The sequence below is a fragment of the Pyrococcus yayanosii CH1 genome (assembly GCF_000215995.1).
In the GTDB taxonomy this organism is placed as follows: domain Archaea; phylum Methanobacteriota_B; class Thermococci; order Thermococcales; family Thermococcaceae; genus Pyrococcus; species Pyrococcus yayanosii.
In genome coordinates this window covers 830,956-850,316 of the sequence record NC_015680.1, presented here as the reverse complement: position 1 = coordinate 850,316, position 19,361 = coordinate 830,956, and the positions used below count along the sequence as shown (strand labels likewise).

20 protein-coding genes and 1 pseudogene are annotated in these 19,361 nt (G+C 51.4%); 4 read left to right on the top strand and 17 right to left on the bottom strand.

Features of this window, described 5'->3' with window-relative positions; all coding sequences use genetic code 11:
- The 11 genes from PYCH_RS04725 to PYCH_RS04675 form a co-directional block, all read right to left on the bottom strand.
- Window positions 1–1,197 (bottom strand): DevR family CRISPR-associated autoregulator, encoded by a 1,197-nt coding sequence (locus PYCH_RS04725; RefSeq protein ID WP_013905704.1) that lies wholly within the window; start codon window positions 1,195–1,197, stop codon window positions 1–3.
- Window positions 1,197–1,544, bottom strand: coding sequence for a type I-A CRISPR-associated protein Csa5 (gene csa5 / locus PYCH_RS04720; protein WP_013905703.1), 348 nt, complete (start codon window positions 1,542–1,544; stop codon window positions 1,197–1,199). Before csa5 ends, PYCH_RS04725 begins: the two co-directional genes overlap by 1 nt.
- 179 nt (window positions 1,545–1,723) lie before the next feature.
- Window positions 1,724–2,692 carry a type I-B CRISPR-associated endonuclease Cas1b gene (cas1b, locus tag PYCH_RS04715; RefSeq protein ID WP_013905702.1) on the bottom strand — a complete coding sequence of 323 codons (969 nt, stop codon included), beginning with the start codon at window positions 2,690–2,692 and terminating at the stop codon, window positions 1,724–1,726.
- A gap of 3 nt (window positions 2,693–2,695) precedes the next feature.
- Window positions 2,696–3,211 carry a CRISPR-associated protein Cas4 gene (gene cas4, locus PYCH_RS04710; RefSeq protein WP_013905701.1) on the bottom strand — a complete coding sequence of 172 codons (516 nt, stop codon included), beginning with the start codon at window positions 3,209–3,211 and terminating at the stop codon, window positions 2,696–2,698.
- Window positions 3,208–5,385 carry a CRISPR-associated helicase/endonuclease Cas3 gene (locus PYCH_RS04705; protein ID WP_013905700.1) on the bottom strand — a complete coding sequence of 726 codons (2,178 nt, stop codon included), beginning with the start codon at window positions 5,383–5,385 and terminating at the stop codon, window positions 3,208–3,210. Before PYCH_RS04705 ends, cas4 begins: the two co-directional genes overlap by 4 nt.
- A complete protein-coding gene (cas5b, locus tag PYCH_RS04700; protein WP_013905699.1) occupies window positions 5,382–5,999 on the bottom strand; it encodes a type I-B CRISPR-associated protein Cas5b in 618 nt (205 codons plus the stop codon). Before cas5b ends, PYCH_RS04705 begins: the two co-directional genes overlap by 4 nt.
- Window positions 6,000–6,003: 4 nt before the next feature.
- Entirely contained in the window at window positions 6,004–7,089 is a 1,086-nt protein-coding gene (cas7i, locus tag PYCH_RS04695; protein ID WP_013905698.1) for a type I-B CRISPR-associated protein Cas7/Cst2/DevR, read from the bottom strand.
- A complete protein-coding gene (gene cas8a1, locus PYCH_RS04690) occupies window positions 7,086–8,534 on the bottom strand; it encodes a type I-B CRISPR-associated protein Cas8b1/Cst1 (RefSeq protein ID WP_013905697.1) in 1,449 nt (482 codons plus the stop codon). Before cas8a1 ends, cas7i begins: the two co-directional genes overlap by 4 nt.
- The gene (cas6, locus tag PYCH_RS04685; protein ID WP_013905696.1) at window positions 8,506–9,288 is read right to left on the bottom strand and encodes a CRISPR-associated endoribonuclease Cas6; all 783 of its coding nucleotides are present in this window, start codon (window positions 9,286–9,288) and stop codon (window positions 8,506–8,508) included. Before cas6 ends, cas8a1 begins: the two co-directional genes overlap by 29 nt.
- Window positions 9,289–9,387: 99 nt before the next feature.
- On the bottom strand, window positions 9,388–10,998 hold the full coding sequence (locus PYCH_RS04680; RefSeq protein ID WP_013905695.1) for a carbamoyltransferase family protein: 1,611 nt from the start codon (window positions 10,996–10,998) through the stop codon (window positions 9,388–9,390).
- A 31-nt stretch (window positions 10,999–11,029) separates the two neighbouring features.
- Window positions 11,030–11,236: a hypothetical protein gene (locus PYCH_RS04675; protein WP_013905694.1), complete on the bottom strand. Its 207-nt coding sequence runs from the start codon at window positions 11,234–11,236 to the stop codon at window positions 11,030–11,032.
- Window positions 11,237–11,368: 132 nt separating this feature from the next.
- Between PYCH_RS04675 and PYCH_RS04670 the strand changes: the two genes are divergently transcribed.
- The 4 genes from PYCH_RS04670 (at window position 11,369) to PYCH_RS04655 (ending at window position 14,764) form a co-directional block, all read left to right on the top strand.
- Entirely contained in the window at window positions 11,369–11,911 is a 543-nt protein-coding gene (locus tag PYCH_RS04670; RefSeq protein WP_048058213.1) for an adenylate kinase family protein, read from the top strand.
- 1 nt (window position 11,912) lies between these two features.
- Window positions 11,913–12,782, top strand: a complete 870-nt coding sequence (locus PYCH_RS04665; protein ID WP_013905692.1) for a zinc metalloprotease HtpX — start codon at window positions 11,913–11,915, stop codon at window positions 12,780–12,782.
- Between the two features lie 144 nt (window positions 12,783–12,926).
- On the top strand, window positions 12,927–14,297 hold the full coding sequence (gene serS, locus PYCH_RS04660; RefSeq protein WP_013905691.1) for a serine--tRNA ligase: 1,371 nt from the start codon (window positions 12,927–12,929) through the stop codon (window positions 14,295–14,297).
- Window positions 14,282–14,764, top strand: a complete 483-nt coding sequence (locus PYCH_RS04655; RefSeq protein ID WP_048058212.1) for a type II toxin-antitoxin system VapC family toxin — start codon at window positions 14,282–14,284, stop codon at window positions 14,762–14,764. The genes serS and PYCH_RS04655 overlap by 16 nt, the downstream gene beginning before the upstream one ends.
- A gap of 165 nt (window positions 14,765–14,929) precedes the next feature.
- Here PYCH_RS04655 and PYCH_RS04650 read toward each other — a convergent pair.
- The 6 genes and pseudogenes from PYCH_RS04650 to PYCH_RS04625 all read right to left on the bottom strand — a co-directional run bounded on the left by PYCH_RS04650 (window position 14,930) and on the right by PYCH_RS04625 (window position 19,320).
- Window positions 14,930–15,327: pseudogene (locus PYCH_RS04650) on the bottom strand (hypothetical protein).
- 6 nt (window positions 15,328–15,333) lie between these two features.
- Window positions 15,334–15,666: a hypothetical protein gene (locus tag PYCH_RS04645; RefSeq protein WP_013905688.1), complete on the bottom strand. Its 333-nt coding sequence runs from the start codon at window positions 15,664–15,666 to the stop codon at window positions 15,334–15,336.
- Between the two features lie 34 nt (window positions 15,667–15,700).
- Complete coding sequence (locus PYCH_RS04640) at window positions 15,701–16,825, bottom strand: tungsten cofactor oxidoreductase radical SAM maturase (RefSeq protein WP_013905687.1); 1,125 nt, start codon at window positions 16,823–16,825, stop codon at window positions 15,701–15,703.
- The gene (locus PYCH_RS04635; protein ID WP_013905686.1) at window positions 16,826–17,083 is read right to left on the bottom strand and encodes a MoaD/ThiS family protein; all 258 of its coding nucleotides are present in this window, start codon (window positions 17,081–17,083) and stop codon (window positions 16,826–16,828) included.
- Window positions 17,084–17,113: 30 nt separating this feature from the next.
- Window positions 17,114–18,934 carry an aldehyde ferredoxin oxidoreductase family protein gene (locus tag PYCH_RS04630; RefSeq protein ID WP_013905685.1) on the bottom strand — a complete coding sequence of 607 codons (1,821 nt, stop codon included), beginning with the start codon at window positions 18,932–18,934 and terminating at the stop codon, window positions 17,114–17,116.
- A 98-nt stretch (window positions 18,935–19,032) separates the two neighbouring features.
- Window positions 19,033–19,320 carry a hypothetical protein gene (locus tag PYCH_RS04625; RefSeq protein WP_013905684.1) on the bottom strand — a complete coding sequence of 96 codons (288 nt, stop codon included), beginning with the start codon at window positions 19,318–19,320 and terminating at the stop codon, window positions 19,033–19,035.
- Between the last annotated feature and the right edge of the window lie 41 nt (window positions 19,321–19,361).

Here is a 19,361-nt window from a genome sequence, read left to right as displayed (position 1 = left end):
TCAGATATGACCCTTCTCGCGTATGTACTCAATTGCTTCTTTTAACACTTCCTCCGGGAGCTTCTCCCCACTGCTCTTGGCGTAGAAATAGCTCTCGCCGAAAGACTCAAGCACCTTCAGCCTCTTCTCGGTCTTTTCTGCATAATCATCGTATATCGGCGAAGTTACCACGAAGGGATGCTCAGTGACTGAAACGACGAGCTCTGTGATTCCTCCGACCGGGAAGAACCGCGAAAGCTTTGCTCCGAACTGAGCAGACGAGAGCATCCTGAAGAGAGCCTTCAAAGCAGCTTCCCGCCTCTTTTTTATCTCGTCCTCGTCGAGTATTGGCTTTGACGTTATTGCACTGACTCCAATCGCGTCGAGGTCGAGGTTGAAAGTGAAGCCGTAGAGTGCCGTGCCTGTTTCGACATAGTATATCATCTGCTCGGAAACGTTACCCTTCTTGCCACCCTCCATCTGAGCATGCCTCGCGTGAAGCTGTGGCTCTGCCGTGGCAAAGAGGGCCATGGATTTTATTGGCAGGGCATAGCTGACTTGGAAAACCGAGCTCCTCCTAACTGGTGGAGATCCCGCATACATGAACCCTCCAATGTCTTCAATAGTACAATTCTTCACTATGATTTCTTCAATAGTGTATGGACTCAAGTCAAGTATATTCTTTTTTATCATGTAGTTCCCAATAACTTGTGAGGCTACAGATTTATGTTGAATAAATAGTGCTCGAGGATTATCAGCATTCTTGAATCTCTGTATTAATTCAATATAACTCTTAAGTTGGGCTATCTTTTCTTCATTGAGTTTCTTACTTTTCTTTGCTTTCTCAAGTTCCTCATTTAAGATTCTAAGAGTCTCATCTGATACTGTTGTAACATCTCTGAAGACTGTCTTAAACACTCTATCTAATAAAAACAGCTTTGGTGCTAGATGAACCTCATCCATAGACTTAAAGAACTCTCCTTTTGCACAGTCATCACAGACTGGAAGACCCATTCCAAGGGCCTCCCTCACAAGGTGTTCCTGGTATGCGTGGGCAAGGCTCTCGCCGCTGACGGCTGGAACATACACGCTCTTCAGCTTTCCATCTTCCTCCACAAGATACGGGACGCGCCTGTGCTTGCTGTAGTTACCAGCGGTTTCCACCATATTGAGGGCCTCTACATTTGCCTCAAACCTTACACCAACGCTCAGAAACATCACTCACCACCTCCGTTCTTCTCTTTCTTTGAAGGATACGCAAGAGCGAGGGTCGCAACTCGCTTGGCTATGCGAATATTCTCCCTAACCGCGTTGAGGAAGTTCTCAACTTCACTATCTGACGGAATTTTTGGGACGTAAATCTTTTCTCCGTCCTTTTCGATGTATCTTCCTCCCTCATCGGTCTTAGCGCTTTCCCAGATGGAGCGGAATGCCCTCATGGCTTCAAGGAGGGCAACCTCCACAGGTTCTGGAGTAAGAGCATTCCCAATTCTGTCCACGTAGCCAAAGTTCTTCGTTCTTACGAAGAATCTCAGCATGTTTACTATTCCACGGAACTCCTCCATGCCGAGCACCTCAATAATAGTAACCAAGGAACTACCATAAAAAGTTTACGTTCAGCTTTGTTTAATATAGGAGTGCCATATGTTTAAAATAAATGAAACAAATGTTCAAACAGTTCCTCCCAACTCCACTATTTAGAAACCATAGGCGCCTAATGAAACACCTACCCATAATGTTCACCTTAGAACCACGCTACCAGCGGATCATATTCCTGAGCCCCAACGAGATGCTTTATCAGCTTGTAAGCTTCAAGTCTAATCAGCCTCTGCTTCGTCACGTTCTTCTTCAGCTTTGGATGCCTCACGCTCTTAACCATTTCCTCATTGTATTCCTTTATAACCGCCCTCTTGCCCTCGTCGTTTAGGAGAACGCCATTAAGTTCCGCCCTAAAGTGCTCCTTCCTTGCTATACCCTGCTTGACCAAGCGGTTTGCTATTCTATCCGCGATCATCGGCTTGAAAATCTCACTTAGATCTAAGGCTAGAGAGAATCTCCTCTCACTTGGCTCGTGTAAGTAGCTGACAGTTGGGATGAGCTGGGTGTTGTAAATCTCGCTCACTATCGTGGCATATAGACGGGAGTTGAGAAAGCTTATTAGGGCGTTCATCTCATTCTGCGGAGGCCTTCTCGTCCTCTTCACGATTTTAAAACCCTCAGGCAAGTGCTCGTCCCAGAGGGCATAATACTCCTGTCTTATCCTCGCCTCGACGTTCATAACCTCGGTAATTTTCTCCACGCTTTCAAGCTCTTTGAGAAGTTCTGAAAAGTCCACGTTGATCCCCCAGCGCCTTAAGTTCCGCTCCATATTTTTTGCCCCGCCAACCACGAATAGTTTAGCCAGCTTGAGTCGCTTTTCTTTGTGGAGATAGTGCTCAACCTGCTTTATGATTAGTTCTCCTGAGTTCAGGCACTCCCTTGGGTAAAAAGAGCCATCATAGTAACCATAGTGATTGAAGAAGTGGACGACTATCCCCCTTTGGGCTAAGAAGTGCAGGGCTTGAGATGTTATGTTGACATGTCCGTAAACATAGATGTCGTAAATGCCTTCAATAGCAAGAGGCTTCCTTCCTTGAGCATTCTCGAAGTAGAGGGTGTTTTCCTTCCTCAGGAGGGTTCCATCGGAAAGCAGGGTAAGGGAGCGCTTTCTCATCTTTCACACCCAGCACAGCTCGTAATATGCGCATTTCCTGCAGATGGATTTCATCCTTGGCCTCGGTGGAGCGGGAAGTGATTCTATCCGCTCGACTTCCATTATAGCTTTCTCGATGTCATCTTCTCGACCGTCGAGTGTTATTTCCTTTGTTTCGTTTAGTTTTGGATAATGAAGAACGCCTTTTGCCTTAATCCCGTGCCTCCTGAGGTAGTAGAGGTAATATAAAGCCTGCATCTCGTGGGCCTTTTCCATCTTCTTCCCGTGCTTGACCTCATGGACTTCTATAACGCCTCCACGCCGGATGAAGTCAATGCTTATGGGACCTATCTGGACGTCCTTTTCCTCGCCGAAATAAGAGCGCTCATGGAGGAACCTGCCAAGGTCGACCCACTCGCTTTCTTGCTCCATGGTAATTCCTTTGGCAAAATACCAGAGCTTCGTGGGGCAGACGAAGAGGTAGTTGATTTCGATGCCACGAATGAGGAGGTTGTTAAGGGGATATTCTTCAGAACTCACAGCACCTCTCCTCCACTTGCCGGCTCACGAAGAAGGCCCAACTCGGGGCTGTACTCAAGCTCTGCAACCAGTACGTACTTTCCAGGCCCCCTGTCTGAGAGTCTGTGGAAGGCGTCGCTTTCGCTCATGAAGAGCCACAGTGGAACCGGCACGAGATAGCGATGGATCTCGATTGATCTTCCACGATTGATCAGCTCCAGAACCCTGTCCTGATAAACCCCCGGAACCGCTTCCAGGCCTTGGAACATCTCGTAAAATTGCCTTTCACTCTCATTGCTCTTCAACGGCTTTAAACTATCGAACAGCTCAAGGGCCTGCTCGCGGTAGGTCAGAACTTCATCTGTTAGCTTATCCGCTATAGGTTCATACGCATGACTAACGAGTTCTGGAACTCTCGATTCGAGGAGGGGTTTTCCGTTGAGTTCTTCCAGGATTCTGAGGCTTTCTTTCACAACTTCCATTGGATATATTCTTTTGTCTCCTTCCCCTCCAGTAGTTAAGATGTAAACGTCCCTTGGATTTCCGAAACCCTGTCTGTTTACCCTGCCGAAGCGCTGAATGAGAGCGTCGAGGGGGGCTGGTTCCGTTATTATCGTCGAGAAGCTTACGTCAAGCGAAACCTCAACAACCTGGGTAGCAACGACAACGTCGTAGTCTTCCAAACTTGCAAGGAGCTTTTTCTCTTTCTCCTCCCTATCGCCATAGGTAAAGCGACTGTGGAGGAGCATCGCGTTGTACCTATCGCACAAGCGTGAGTAGACTTCCATTGCCCTTGATACCGTGTTACATGCTATTAGAACGGGGCCGTGGGCATTAACTTCCTCGACCAGTTCACCAACCTCGTCCATCGAGCCGTCTATGACGTTCACCCTATGCCTTGTAAAGCGGTCAGCCTCTTCAGATGGAGTGCTTAGCAGATGGGGCTTAAGAACTTCGCGCAGGAGTTTTTCAAGGAATTTGGGTAGAGTTGCGCTCATTACGAGGGCTTTGGCCTTTTTTCTCATCAGCAGTTCTAGCATAGCGAGGATTATGCCTAAAACGTTGGGCTCGTAGGCGTGGATTTCGTCGAAGATGAGAAGCGAACCAGTTAGCTCGGTGAGTCCCATCTCTGGGAAGCCAACGCCGAAAAAGGGCTTCATGAGCTGGAAAGGCGTCGTGACCTTGAGGGGCGTGTAAATCTTCCTGTAGAGGGAGGAGAGGCGCTTGTATTCAAGCTCCGAAGAGTAGAGATAAAAAGCAGAGGAGCTGTGGAGAACACCGACAAGTTCAGGCTCGCGGAAGAGGGCTAAAAGGCGTGAGTGCATGGCGTTTATGCTGGCCTTGTAGGGGAGAACGTAGAATATCCTGCTGGCTACCCCCTTCTTGGTTCGGAACGCATTCCTGTCCGCCCAGAGGAGAGAGGCCTCTGTCTTGCCATAACCGGTCGGCGCGCGGAGAATTAGGTTGCCCTCCGTTTCGCCTGCCTGTCTCTGTAAGAGCCTCCAGCGCTCGAGCGGGATCCGAGACTCAACGGCGGCCCTTATATCCGACAGCAGGCGAATACCAAGCTCCCCAGCTGAAGCAAGATGATCAGAGGCGTTGAGGATTCCTCGAAGAAAAACAAGCTCGCTCCAGTACTTCTTAGCGTTTCGCTCGTACCAACTGAGCAAAGGATCAAAGTCATAGCCTTCAATTTGTTCAACCCAATCAGCCGGAGGATTAAAAAGATCCTTCCGCCTTCCGAAGAAATACAGCTCCCAGTAGGGAACTCGCTCAAAGAAAATCTCCTCGATATAGTCCCTGTTCTGAAAGAGTTCCCCAACTTTTTCCTCGAACTCCCCACGGTGTTCCCCGCTGGGCAGTATCTCTTCAAGCTCGTCAAGGGGTCGATGGTGAGTGAGTATTGTGAGTGCAATGAGATTTCTCTCGTCCTCAGGAAGTTCGAGGAAAGCCGTAAACGGTGTCGAGAGTACCTCGTGCCGATAGCCCCATCCTCGAGGGTCTCTCTGGAATCCACTCGCGCACTTGCCGAGGTCGTGAAGTAGAACGGAATAAAAAGAAAGTTCCCAGACACGCGGGAAGAGCTCCTCAAGCCATTTGAAAGAGATTTTCATGCTCTTCAGCACGTTTATGGCGTCGTTGATGTGACACTCAAGGAAATCGTGCGGAATGAACTTGGCGTAGCAGACCTTCATTGATTCCACCTGTGGAGGTAGACTCCGACACCAAGTTCCTCGTCGTAGGGAAGTTTCAGTTTCGGTGCTTTGCCCTTTGGAAACGGCAAAACCACAAAAGGCCTAACAAGCCTTGCCTTCCTGGGGGTCACTGAATAATCATACTCGACGACGAGGGCGTGAACAACGCCGGGAACCCCAAGCTCCAAGGGAAGGACTGCTCCACCGACGGGAGCTTCGGACTTCTTTAGCTCAACCCATTTTATCTCCTCAACAGTAGCGATGTCGCTTGAACGGCCAAGGAGGAGCTGGTATCTTGGTCGCTTAAAGTGCTCTTCCCACTCATCAGGGAGGTATAGGTAAAGCTCAACATTGTAGAGGAACTCTCGCCTCATTATGTCGGTCTCGACCTTTCCGAGGGCGTAGATTTTTTCGAGGTCAAGTCCTTTACCTTCGCTTCTAAAGATGTAGCCGACGTATGGAAGCTCGGTCAGATAGACGGGCTCTCCCCTTGCAGCGGAGAGGACTCCCTGAATCGTTGAGGGAGGTGGAACAGGCAATGTCGGCTGATAACCCGACTGGAAAGTTGGATAGCGGAACGAGGCAGTCCACGCCCTCAGCTTAACTCTTATCATGGGCTCACCCGTAGTAAGCCTCGATTTCCTTGGCGAACTCTTCTACTACCTCTCCAACTGCGCCCATAAAGACCGCGATATCTCCTTTCACCCTCTCGGCTATTTCATCGACGTCCCAGCCGAGGGAGCGGACAAAGCCAGCATCGTAGCCGATGTAGAGCTTTGCATCCTCAGGAATTATCTCCTTAAAGTCAGCAAGCCTCTTTGCAAGGGCCTCAGCATCAAAACGAATTTCGCCCTTCTCCTCGAAGACAAGGTCGCTTATAAAGGGGTTTATACCGGCATCTACATTAAGGAGCATGACAAACTTCGGAGTCACGTCGGTGTGGTACTGACTCTGCTTGGCACCTCCTGTGAGGAATCGGAGGGCCTTAATAGTCTCAGTGGCACGCTTCTTTCTGATTTCTGAGGGCATGAGCCACTCATTATATCTCTTCACAACGCCGAGTTCCTCAGCTATGCGCTCCATTTCCTTGATTTCATTAACGACGTCCTCTGTGCCTTTCTTGGGGTTGCCCTTCTTGTCCCTCGGAATGTCGTCCCAAGTGAGGAGGTTCTTAAAGCCTGCCTTGCTGAGAAGTGTGAACCTTCCAACAGAATCGAGATCAAGAGAAAAAGCGCCTTTAAAAACCGTCGAGTAGAACTCCTGGCTGTAAGGGACGGGATCGCCTTCGTGCCTTGAAGCGTAGCCCTCATCAATGGTTATGGAGTTCCTATCAGGAAGTATAGAAATCAGTGGTGTGTTTTTAAGAGGAGAGACCCTCGTCACGGTGACGTTCACGCCACCCTTCTTGAAGGCCCTCATGTAGCCAAAGACGTCGTCGTCAGGGTATTTGAGGGGATTTGCTGCCGTAAAGACCTGCTTCTGCTCGCGGTAGAGCGGGGAAAGCTCCCAATTGAAGTGCTCTTTGAGCGTAAAGCGCCACCAGTAGCGCCAGGCCTGAGGTGAGACGTATGGGTAGCGCTTTCCACCCCTCCTGAAGGTCTTGACACGGGTAACATTCCTATCAGCTAAACTCTCATCTATACCCAGCATGTTCAAGGCAGAGTGTGGCGCGTCAATCAATACCATTCCAGTCGCAAACCTCATCCTTCCACCCCCATTCCGAAAATTCCAACTTCTTCATTCTCCTCAACCTCTTCCTCCTCTTCAGAGGCCTTCATCAGCTTGTCATGAAGCCTTTCATAGATTCTGAAGAGGAGCAGGTGCTTTACCGTCCTCCACGAGACGTTCAGGTCTTCCCCGTAGGAGGTGAGAACAGTCGCAAACTCGTCGAATGTCATGAGAGGCTTCTCTATCCCGAGCCTCTGACGGAGCTTCTCAAGGTTCACGAAAAATGCCTCAAACTGATAAAGTTTTTCAGCTCTTTCAAGCTCCCTGACACGCCTTGAAAGCTGGTTGTCCGGGAGCTTCTCCAGAGTTTCGACAATCCTATCGCCCACATCTTTAATAAACTCCAAAGCTTCCTTATCCAAACCCAACACCTCCGAGCAGTAGAAAGACAGAAGCGACCATTTCGCGTTCGCACGGCGGTTTTTCATGTCGATGAAGTAGGGCAAGATGCTTTCCTCGGCCAAGAGCCTAGAGTAAACCTCGTTAGCGTAGCTCCGCTCGTACTTTTCAAAGTCTTCTTCACTTGGCCGTTTGCGCCAGCCCATCGCCACAATTCTCTTCCAGCCCTTGGGATCCTCCCTGCTGGCGTGAGCGATGAAACGAAGAACAGGCGTTGGAACATGGATTATCTGAAGGTCCTGCCCCTGGTTGTTGTTCACGAAGTGATAGAGCGTTATTGAGGCTTTACCCCACAGGTCGTCGCGCTCCGTTTTTCTCGTTAACTCCCCAAGAAGGCGGAAGAGGAAGTTCTCCGGCCTCTTGAAGTCCCTTGCGTTCGAGGCAAGGAAGCTCTTCCTGACGTCGTTTATGGCTTCTTCATGGAGTTCGAGCATAAGCTCATAAGGATAAGTGTGCATCACTAGAACCCTTCCTCCGACCTTGTAAGCAACCAGTGGAAGGAACTGCACGAGGAAGAGGCAGTGGGAGCAGACGTTGAGGCCGTCCTTTGCCGAGGGGAAGTAATTGGGAACTCCACCAGTGCCGACCAGTGGGAAATCGGAGCGGTAGACCGGCTTTGGGCGAGAGTGTCTTCTCCCGCAGATTTCGCAGATTGGCGCGTTCGGGTCTTCAGGTTCTTGCAGGAGGTCTCTTAGATTTTGGGCTATTGCCTCCGGAGTTCTCTTCTTTGACATGCTTGGGTTTGCCATGAGGATTCCGCTGTTCGGGAGCATCATCGCGTGAATATAACCAGAACCCCACTCCTTACGCGCATAAAGCTTCGAGGCAAATTCTGTTGCCTTCCTGATGTCTTCCTCTGTAAGCTCTTCTGGCGAACGCTTTTTGTTCAAAATCAATAGCGCAACGAGACCTGCATCGACGAAGGGATGCCCGGTCCAGTCAAAAAGAGAAACTTTCTCGTTGTCTTCTTTTGAGGATTCGTGGAGTGACGGGTCAGGAAATCTTTTTCCGATTATCCACACCTCCCCCTAGGTTTCTTTCCGCTGTCATCTCCCTTCCATCAACCTTCACCATCCCAAAGCCAAGTGAATTCTTTTCTCCAAAGCCAGCCTGATAACCGACCCGCAACAGCTCATCATCCCCATAAGCCTTGAAGACAAGGTGCCAGGCCGTCTGGAAGATGCCAGACTTCACACGAAAGCGCTTTGGCTTCGCCTTAAGAACATCCATTTCGAACCCATCCGGAGGACTGGTTCCATGAATCATCACGTACTTCTCCCGCAGGTTCTCCCTTATGTTTTCGTAGAACTCGGGCTCCGTGGGAGAAAGATCATAGTGCCTCGGCTTTATCGGGCCAGGCTTAATGGTTGTAACGGCTATGGGGGATAGCGTTACGAATGTCTTTCCGTTTAACCTCTTAGGCTCCCTGAGAACCTTCACTTCCTCGACAATGAAGCGCTCTCCCCAGAGCTCCACCACTGGATCCTGGAGGAGTCCCGAGACGAAAGCCTCTGCTATCTCGGGCATAGGCGTCGAGAAGTAAAAGAAGCCCCGACGATAACCAAAGAAGTGCTCCTCCTTTGTGAACTCCCTCTTCTCGGCCATAAAGAGCGAGAAAGTGAAAAGCTTAGGTCCCTTGAGGTTATGAAGCCTTAAGCTCAGCTCGGGGTTTGCCCTCTGAATCCTCCTGTATATTAAGCCCTGGAGATAATATAAGTGGTTGTAGGGAATCCTGAAGGGCTCCCTCTCAGGAGCGAGCCTTATCAGGAGCCTCATGACGCCCCACCATAGGTAGGGACACTGTAGAATAACTTATGGGCATTAAATTTTAAGGTTTATGGAAAGAACTTTGGATAAAAGACTGAGTAATTCTTTTTACCTGCTGTAAACTGCAAACCCCTCAACCACGAGGATGTCCAAGCGAGCCTCCTTGAACGTTCTCAGAGCATCCGCTGGCGAGCAGACTATAGGCTCGCCGTGCATGTTGAAGCTCGTGTTGAGCACAGCTCCGAGGCCAGTGCTCTTCTCAAAGACCTTTATAAGGTCGTAGTAGGTTGAGTTTACCTCCCTTACAACGCTCTGTGGCCTAGTAGTGCCATCTACATGCACAACCGCCGGGGCAAGCCTTCTGAATTCTTCACTCGCTATGTAACTCATCGTCATAAACCTATTCGGGGGTCCGTTCAGGTCAGCGAGATAATCTTCAGCCCGCTCCTCGAGGATGGATGGGGCGAAGGGCTGGAAGACATCCCTCTTCAAAGCAAGATTGAGCCTCTCCTTCACGCTCTCATCCCTAGGATCAGCAAGTATCGACCTATTGCCGAGGGCCCTCGGCCCGAACTCCATTCTTCCTTGGAAAAAGCTAACAAGCTTACCCTCAACGAGAGCGTCCACGACGAAGGAGGAGACGTCATTAATCTCCTCGTATTCAACCCCTTCACCTTTGAGGAACCCCTCGACTTTCTCCTTTGAATATCCTGGTCCAAGATAGACGTGCTCCAACTTGAAGGGCCTCCACTTTCCATCAAGCCTCTCGAACTGGGCCTTTACGAAGACAGCCGCTCCAAAGGCAAGGCCCGCGTCATCCATGGCCGGAAACACCCAGAGGTTCGGAAAAATCCTCCTGAGAACCGCATTGGCCTTTACGTTCTGGGCTACTCCCCCCGCGTAGGCCAAGGGAAGATTATATCTCACAAGCCTTATACCCAGCTCTTCCACGAGCCTCTCGAGGTGAGCCTGGACGCTTGCCGCTATCTCTATTGCCCTCCTCTGGAGCTCTCCATCGAGCTTTCCACGCTTCATCTCCCCCGCTATCTCCCTCGCCCTCTCCAGCGGGTACGAGAACAGCTCAGCCAACCTCTTCGTGGCCTCTGTTCCTATAACCTTGAGACGATTCTCAAAGGTGAGGCCGTTCACCTCGATGATGTTGCTCAAATCGTAGGTTGGCCTCCCGTAGGCAGCCAAGCTCATAACCTTGCCCTCGTGCCTCATGGGCTTGAACCCAAGGAGCTCCGTGACTGAAGCATAGAAGTCTCCGAGGCTGTCTATATACGTGCTCTGGGCAATCCTAATCATCTCACCATCCCGGGCAATGTGGACGGTAGAGCTAAGGCCGTCTCCGGCCGCGTCTATTGTTAAAACAATCGCATCCCTCCAGCCGGCCGTGTAGTACGCGGAGGCAGCGTGAGCAAGATGGTGCTCGACGAAGAGGACTTTTCGCTTGAAGTCGGAACCGAAGACAGCCTTCAAATGAGCCTCGAGTTCGAGAAGCCTTTTCTGCCGTCTGAAGATGCCGGCGACCGCTATAACGTCAACCTCTTCCGGACTGACTGAGGCCATCTCTAGAACTGTCCTCAGGCTGAGGGCCGGGAAGCCCCTGTACTTCTTTATCCTGTTCAGCCTCTCCTCATTGACCGCGAATATCTCCTCATCCCTTATCAGAACGGCGCCTGCGTCGTGTCCATCATGAAGGCCGATGACTATCATGGGTGGAGGTTCTGAAAAAGGGTTAAAAACGTTAGCCGGCCGACCGGGCCTGCTTCAGGGCCCTGATTATCTTGGCCTCCTCCCTTAGTACAAGCTCCTTCTCCCTCCTGATCACACGAAGCATGCCGAGGCTCTTAGAGTGGTTTTGCCGGGCCATCCTCGCGAGCTTGGCCTCCTCCAGAAGGAGGGCCTCCTTCCTCTTCTTAACGACGTTGAGTCTCCTCAGCAGGAGATCCATGGAGGTCACCCGGATGACTAACGAGTCCCTGCCTTAAAAGTCTTTCGCCAAGCGTTGAAGTAAAATTCGTCAAATGACGAGATCCGACCATAGGTTTAAAAAGTCCGAGAAAAAGTTATGGTTGGTGAGGAGATGCTAATAGCCGTAACGGGAACGCCAGGCGTTGGTAAAACCACCGTGGCGAAGCTGCTCGCCGAAAAACTCGGATACGAGTATGTGGACCTCAGGCGTTTTGTCCTTGAGAGAGGGATAGGGGAACTTAAATATGATGAGCTGGAGGTGGAAGTCGACGAGCTCGCCTATCATGTGGAGAGAGAGCTAAAAGGAAAGAGAGCTGTCCTCGACGGCCATCTCAGCCACCTCATGCCCGTTGACTTGGTTATTGTGCTCAGAGCTCATCCAAAGCTGATAGGGAAGAGGCTGACGGCCCGGGGATATTCCAGAGAGAAGGTCGGCGAGAACGTGGAGGCCGAGCTCGTGGATGTGATATTGGTTGAGGCCCTAGACGAACACGAGAACGTCATAGAGGTTGACACAACGGGCAAGAGGCCAGAAGAGGTTGTGGAAGAAATCCTTGACCTCATACGTAGTGGCGTGAAGAAAAGGGTCGGCGTGGTGGACTGGAGCGAAGTTTACGACGAGATAATTCCCTACCTGAGACTGGGAGGTGAGTGAAATGGGGTTCGGTCTATGGATTAGGACCGGCCTCTTAATGGCCTTCCTCACCGCCCTTCTCGTGGGGATAGGCTACCTCCTGGGCAACACGGCCGGGATGGTCTTCGCATTCACGCTGGCCCTCCTCATGAACTTTGTGAGCTACTGGTTCAGTGACAGGATAGTGCTCAGCTGGTACGGGGCAAGGATAGTTGATGAGCATGAAGCCCCAGAGCTCCACAGGATAGTGGAAAAGCTTGCCATGGGGGCTGGCATACCGAAGCCCAGGGTCGCAATAGTGCCATCGCCTACGCCAAACGCCTTTGCCACGGGCAGAGACCCGGAGCACGCCGTCGTCGCCGTTACTGAGGGCCTTTTGCACATCCTCAACAGGGACGAGCTTGAAGGAGTTATAGCCCACGAGATAAGCCACATAAAGAACAGGGACACCCTCATTCAGACGCTCGCCGCAGTAATGGCTGGAGCGATTATGGTGCTCGTCAGGATGGCTAGCTGGAGCCTCTGGTTCGGTGGCTACGATGAAGACAGAGATTCGGGCAACCTCATAGGGCTGATACTCGCCATAGTTCTGGCTCCGATAGCGGCCATGCTCATTCAGCTCGCCATAAGCCGCTCTCGCGAGTATCTTGCGGACGAGACCGGGGCCAGGATAAGCGGAAAGCCTCATGCCCTCGCCAGCGCCCTCCTGAAGATAGAGCAGGCAGTTCGCCACAGACCCATGCGTGAGGGGAATCCAGCGACGGCTCCGCTCTTTATAGTGAATCCCTTCAGAGGTGTCAGCTTCAGCGAGCTCTTCTCGACCCACCCGCCAACCGAGAAGAGGGTGGAGAGGCTCAGGAGGATAGCGATGGAGATGGGCATAGTCTTTTAGCCTTCCCCCTTCTCGTATCTTTTGGGGTTTTCATTGTCTAAACGGAGCTTTAATCTCTCAACACCGCCAAACCCAACAATTAGAACCATTGCCGCCAGGGCAATCATTTTAAGCAGTTGGCCTGATTGAGGAGAGGGGGTCGGTATGCTCGACATAAAGCTCATCCGCGAAAATCCAGAAATCGTCAAGAACGACCTGATAAAGAGGGGCGAGCTCGAAAAAGTCAAGTGGATAGACGAGATACTAGAGCTGGATAAAGCGTGGAGGGAAAAGCTCAAGGAAATAAACAGACTCAGGCACGAGAGGAACAAGATAGCAATTGAGATCGGCAAGCGCAGAAAGGCCGGAGAAGACGTCGAAGGGCTTCTTGTTAAGAGCAAGGAGATAGTTGCTAGGATTGAGGATCTCGAAAAGGAAGTTGAGGAGCTCAAGAGGAGGATAGATTACTACCTTTGGCGTCTCCCCAACATAACCCATCCGAGCGTCCCCGTGGGGAAGGACGAGAATGATAACGTTCCGGTAAGGTTCTGGGGCAAGGCTAAGGTTTGGAAGGGGCACCTCGAGAGCTTCCTCGAGCAGAGCGGAGGGAAAATGGAATATGAGGTGCTGGAGTGGAAGCCGAGGCTCCATGTTGATCTACTCGAGCTCCTAGGGGGTGCAGACTTCGCGAGGGCCGCTAAGGTGAGCGGTTCGCGCTTCTACTATCTGCTCAATGAAATAGTCATCCTTGACCTTGCCCTCATCCGCTTCGCCCTTGACAGGCTCATAGAGAAGGGATTCACCCCAGTTATACCGCCCTATATGGTCCGCCGCTTCGTAGAAGAAGGGGCCACAACCTTCGAAGACTTCGAGGACGTAATCTACAAGGTCGAGGGGGAGGACCTCTACCTTATCCCGACGGCCGAGCACCCCTTGGCAGGAATGCACGCCAACGAAATACTTGATGGGAAGGACCTCCCGCTCCTCTACGTCGGCGTTTCGCCCTGCTTCAGAAAGGAGGCCGGAACGGCAGGAAAGGACACCAAGGGAATCTTCAGGGTGCACCAGTTCCACAAGGTCGAGCAGTTCGTATATTCAAGGCCCGAGGAGAGCTGGGAGTGGCACGAGAAGCTTATAGCCAACGCGGAAGAGCTCTTTCAAGCCCTTGAGATTCCTTATCGCGTCGTGAACATATGCACGGGCGATTTAGGTTATGTGGCCGCCAAGAAGTACGACATTGAGGCGTGGATGCCTGGGCAGGGCAAGTTCAGAGAAGTTGTGAGCGCGAGCAATTGCACCGACTGGCAGGCTCGGAGGCTCAACATAAGGTTCAGAGACAGAACGAACGAGAAGCCCCGCTACGTTCACACTCTAAATTCCACCGCAATAGCAACCTCTAGAGCAATAGTGGCCATCCTCGAGAACCACCAGGAGGAGGATGGAACCGTCAGGATTCCAAAAGTCCTATGGAAGTACACGGGCTTCAAGGAGATAGTTCCAGTCGATAGGAAGGAAGGGCGGTGCTGTGGAAAGTGAAGCTCGTCCTTGATTCTTCCGTTTTCATCCAGGGGGTTGATGTCGAAGGCTATACAACCCCAAAGGTCGTTGAGGAAGTTAAGGATAGGGAATCAAGGATTTTCCTTGAAGGCCTCATCTCGGCTGGCAAGGTTAAAGTAGTTGAGCCCTCGAGGGAAGCCGTTGAGATCGTTAAAAAGGCCGCCCGCAAAACTGGGGAGCTCAGGGAGCTGAGCGAGGCGGATATCGAGGTTCTTGCCCTCGCCTATGAGCTGAAAGCCGAGCTCTTCACGGACGACTACAATCTTCAAAACGTGGCCAGAACGCTCGGCATCGAGTTCAAGACGCTCAAGCGGGGGATAAAGAAGGTCATCCGCTGGCGCTACGTCTGCATAGGGTGCGGTAGAACCTTTGAGGAGGAGCCGCTCGATGGAATTTGCCCCGACTGTGGGGGCCCAGTAAGGCTGATACCGAGGAAAAAGAGTTAGTCGGCTTTGATTTTGGCAGATTAGTTAGCGTTAATGCTTAGGTATTAAACAACCTCACACATCATCCCTCCCTCGGAAGTGTCACAAGGGGGCGTCAGCGCTCATAGGGCTCTTCATCAATCCGTTAAAACTCTTCATCATCCGCCTCAGGGCCAGTCCCTCTCGTCATCCGCCTATGTAGTAGTGTATCAGCTTCCTAAGCTCACTTGTATCTTCTATCCTCCTCCCCAAAAACCTTTTGAGTTGGACATTCTCCGCAAGTAGGCCCGAGAGCTCTATTGCAAGGAGCTTGTTGTCCTCGGAGAGACCATAAGCCTTGAACTTAAGGGGGCATATTCCTTCTCCAACTGCCACACCTTCTTCTCAAGCTCCCTCACTTCTTCTTCCAGCTCCTCCCGAATTCCCTCCGGTTCCTTGAAGTCACCCAAGAGAGCCATCTCAACTATTCTGTCCGGAGGAACGCCGTACCTTTCGCTAAGTTCCCTAATCCTACTCCAGAGCGCCTCGCTCAGTTCGATCTCGATTTTGCCGAACCCCTTATCCGGCCTGATTACGAGCTTCATAGCCTGTCACCAGGACGAGCGCCTATCCCTCCTTCTCTCCTCCAGCTCCTTTCTGAGTGCCTCATTCTCTTCCCTCAGGCGCATCCTCTCCCTCATCATAAACTCCTTGTCCCTCAGGGCTCTTTCGTAGAACTCCCTCAGCTCTCCAAGCTTCACCTCAAGCTCCGTCAGCTTTTCCTTCAACTTGACCCTCTTCTCCAGCAGGTACTCCTCATATTCTGCCTCCAGAGTCCTCTCAACTCTTTTGAGGTTCTCCTCAAGCAACCTTAAGAGGACGAGCTTCTTAAGCTCCTTAAAGCGCTCTCGAGGAACCGTTATCTCCATGACCTTTCCCGGCATAAGATCGGGAATTGGGTTTAAAACATCTTCCCGTCTAGAGGAACTTTCCCATGTACTCCTCCGGAATGGGGCAGAGAACTATCCGCCTCGACCACAGACAATCGCCGCAGCTTGGAGAGTTCCCCCAGCAGTCCCTCTCCGTATCCTCTACGAATGCGCAGGAGTAGTTGAGGGGACAGTCTATACAGGAGGGATAGGCCGAGGCCCTAACTATGAAGCGGAACATGACGTATTCGGGACTCACCCATATCTCCTTTAGGCTCTTCTCCCTCACGTTGCCGAAGGAGTGCGTCACGACTTTCTTCCTCCGCCCGAAGATGAACTCGGGATATGTGTGGAGAAAGCGGTAGCAGGGAAAGACCTCGCCATCCCACCTGACGACGGCCACGTTGTTCTCCACGAAGTCGCAGTAACGCTCCGTCCTTAGCTGAAACTCCGCTATTCTCATGAAGAGGCCACCGCTCGCTATCCTCTGGAGCTTCCTGAGGTAGGGTTCCATGTCAATGCTCCCGTCGTAAACTATCTGGTCTGCCTGCTCCTCCGTCATCGGGAGCAGGTTAGAGACGAGCATAGAGTCAACACCCAGCCTCTTAAGGTAAAGGGCCATTTCTGGCAGTTGGTCATAATTCTCCTTCGTTACCACGACCTCAACTCCTATAAATGGCCTTTCTGTGCCTACCTCTCTCTTGAACTTCACGAGCTCCCCGATTTTCTTGGCCGTTACGGCCGAGGTTACGTGGCCGAGATTGAGGACGTTCGCGGCCGTTGGGACGGCGTCCATGGAAAAATATATCAGGTCAACGCCCAGCTCCACGAGCTCTTCCATTACACCTTCCGTAAGAAGGGTGCCGTTCGTGCTTATGCCCAAGGCGAATCCCCTCTTCTTTACCTCGCGGACCATGTCCATGAACCTCGGGTGAACCGTCGGTTCCCCTATGCCGCCGAAATATATCATTTTGAGCTCAGGGAGATCCTCTGCATCGTCGAGCACCTTCAGGAACAGGTCCCAGTCCATGTCCCCCTCTTTGTCCTCCCAATACTGCTTGAAGCACATCCTGCAGTGGAGGTTACACCTGTTCGTTATCTCGATGTAAAGATATCTAAGATCGGGCTTCGGCTGTATAAGAATTCTTGCGCCCCATAAAGAAAATTTGTACATTCATCCCCCTCCAGCTGGCGGGAAGATACTAACCTTATCTCCTTCCTTGAGCTCCGTGTTGAGGCCCTTCAGATGCTCTATATTGTGACCGTTGACGAGTATCATGAAGCCACTCTCCAGCTCTCTCCTGAAGGGTTCGCCGAACTTGGCGTAGAGCTTCTCGAGAAGCTCGCCGATGGTTCTCGCTTCAAGCTCGAGGGACTTCTTCCCGGTTATCTCAATTAAAGTGGCAAATAGCTTCACCGTTACCTTCGGCATGAAACCACCTCAAAAGAGAAAGTAAAGGAATCAAATAAACTCTTCGAGGCCGAGCTCCTTGAGCTTCTCCTCTGGAATCCTCCCGTCCTCGGTCCAGCCACGGAACTTGTAGTAGCGTGGAAGCATCTCCTTCAGGCGCACAACATGGCCTTTGTGTGGTCCTTCCGGCATGGGCTCCTCGAGAAGCCTCTTCGGCAAGGTGTCCTCCTTGACTGGATCGAGACCGGCCTTGAGGTTGAAGAGCCTCTCAGCGTTCCATATTCTCTCGCCTATCTTGAGGTAGTCCTCGGTGCTGAAGTCCCAGCCGAGGGCCGCGTTTAAGAGGTCGCGGTAGTCGTCGGCGCCGAGACCGAACGTTGTGAAGACACAGAGACCGGCGGCGTCTACTAGTGCCGTGAGGTCCTGGAAGAGGATGACCATCTTGACCTTCTCGTCGCTGATGTCGTGTGGATCCATCTTGTACGGGTAGCCGAGTATCTCGGGGCTTATCATGTACTGCTTGATGTGACAGCCACCACGGTTGTTGGTTGCGTAGCCGAGGCCATGCCCTTCAGCACCCCTTGGATCGTAGGCCGGAAGCTCCTGCTTCTTGACCCCCATGAAGTATTCCAAGCCGTTGAACTTCTCCGCAAGGCGGTAGCCACCTTCGGCGAGAACATCTCCAAAGCCTTCTCTGCGTGCGATCTTCTCAACGTAGTAGTGGAGAACCTCGGTGTTGCCCCACCTAAAGGGTGGCGCGTCCTCCCCAATATCTTCTTGCTTGAGAAGGCCCTTCTCGTAGAGTTCCATGGCAGTAGCCAAAGTTCCGCCGAGACTTATTGTGTCCATTCCAAACTCATCGGCGAGGTGGTTGGCCTCTATTATGCTCGCGAGGTCGTTTATGCCGAGGTTAGCACCGAGAGCCCAGACGCTTTCATACTCAGGCCCCTCCGTGATTCCAAGGGTCGGAAGCCTGTTAACGCGACCACAGCCGATTGGACAAGCAAAGCACGGCTTATTCTTTGTGAGATACTTGGCGGCCATCGCTTCACCGCTTTGCTCATATGCGTACTCAAACACTCCTTTCTGGAAGTTTCTCGTTGGATATAAGCCGTTCTCGTTGATAATGTTAACGAGAACGGCGGTTCCGTACTTGGGCAAGCCGCCGCCGGCCACAGGATCCTTCTTCAGCTTCTCTATCTTCTCCCTAACGACCTCCATGAATTTGCCCTTGTCCGCAACCTCGACCTTCTTGTGACCCCTGACAACTATGGCTTTGAGGTTCTTGCTTCCCATGACGGCTCCGACACCGCCCCTTCCCGCTGCTCTGTGTCCGTTGTTCATAACAGCCGCGAAGCGAACCTTGTTCTCACCGGCTGGTCCTATGGATGCTATCTGAACGTTCTTGTCGCCGACCTCCTCCTTAAGCCTCTCCTCGGTCTCGCTAACAACCTTGCCCCAGAGGTGGCTAGCGTCCTTAATCTCGACACTCTCGTCATTTATGTATATGTAGACAGGATGATTAGCCTTGCCCTCGATTATCAGGGCGTCCCAGCCTGCAAACTTGAGCTCAGGTCCGAAGAAGCCGCCAGAATTTGCCATGGCTACATATTCAGTCAGGGGGCTCTTGGTAATCACCATGTATCTGCCGCCCGTGGGGGCAGAGGTTCCAGTCAGCGGGCCTGTGGCGAATATAAGCTTGTTCTCAGGGCTGAAGGGGTCGATGGTAGGGTCAATTTCCTTTAGAAGGTAGTAGATGCCGAAGCCCCTCGTTCCAAGCCACCTCTTGGCGAAGGCCTCGTTGAAGGTCTCCTCCTTAATTGTTTCGTCGGAGAGATTTACACGAAGTATCTTCCCATTGTAGCCAAACATTGAAAACACCAAATTTTAATTTGCATTTTATCCATATAAAATCTTTGCGAAAATAAATCCTATTATGATTGAGGGAAAGTTTAATGGAAGCACTGAATTCATCCTAGCCATTTATCAAGGGTCACGGGGTGCTCTCTTAGCTCCCTAAGCGTCAGTACGTAGAGTCTCCTTCCATCTCTGGACTTTCTTATCCTGAGGACACCTGCATCTTCAAGGAAAAGCATGATATCCTTGACATCCCTCTCGCTTATTCCAAGCTTTTCCGTGACTGCTTTCCAAAATGGCTCCTCGTAGGAAAACTTGGCAAGTTCTCTGAGGATTTTGCGTCCCACTTTAATTTTCTCTTCGCCCCTTGTCATCTTAAACAGTTTTACCAGCTTCTTCATGTCTCAGTCTTATGTTTAGAAACTTATTAATGTTTTCAGAC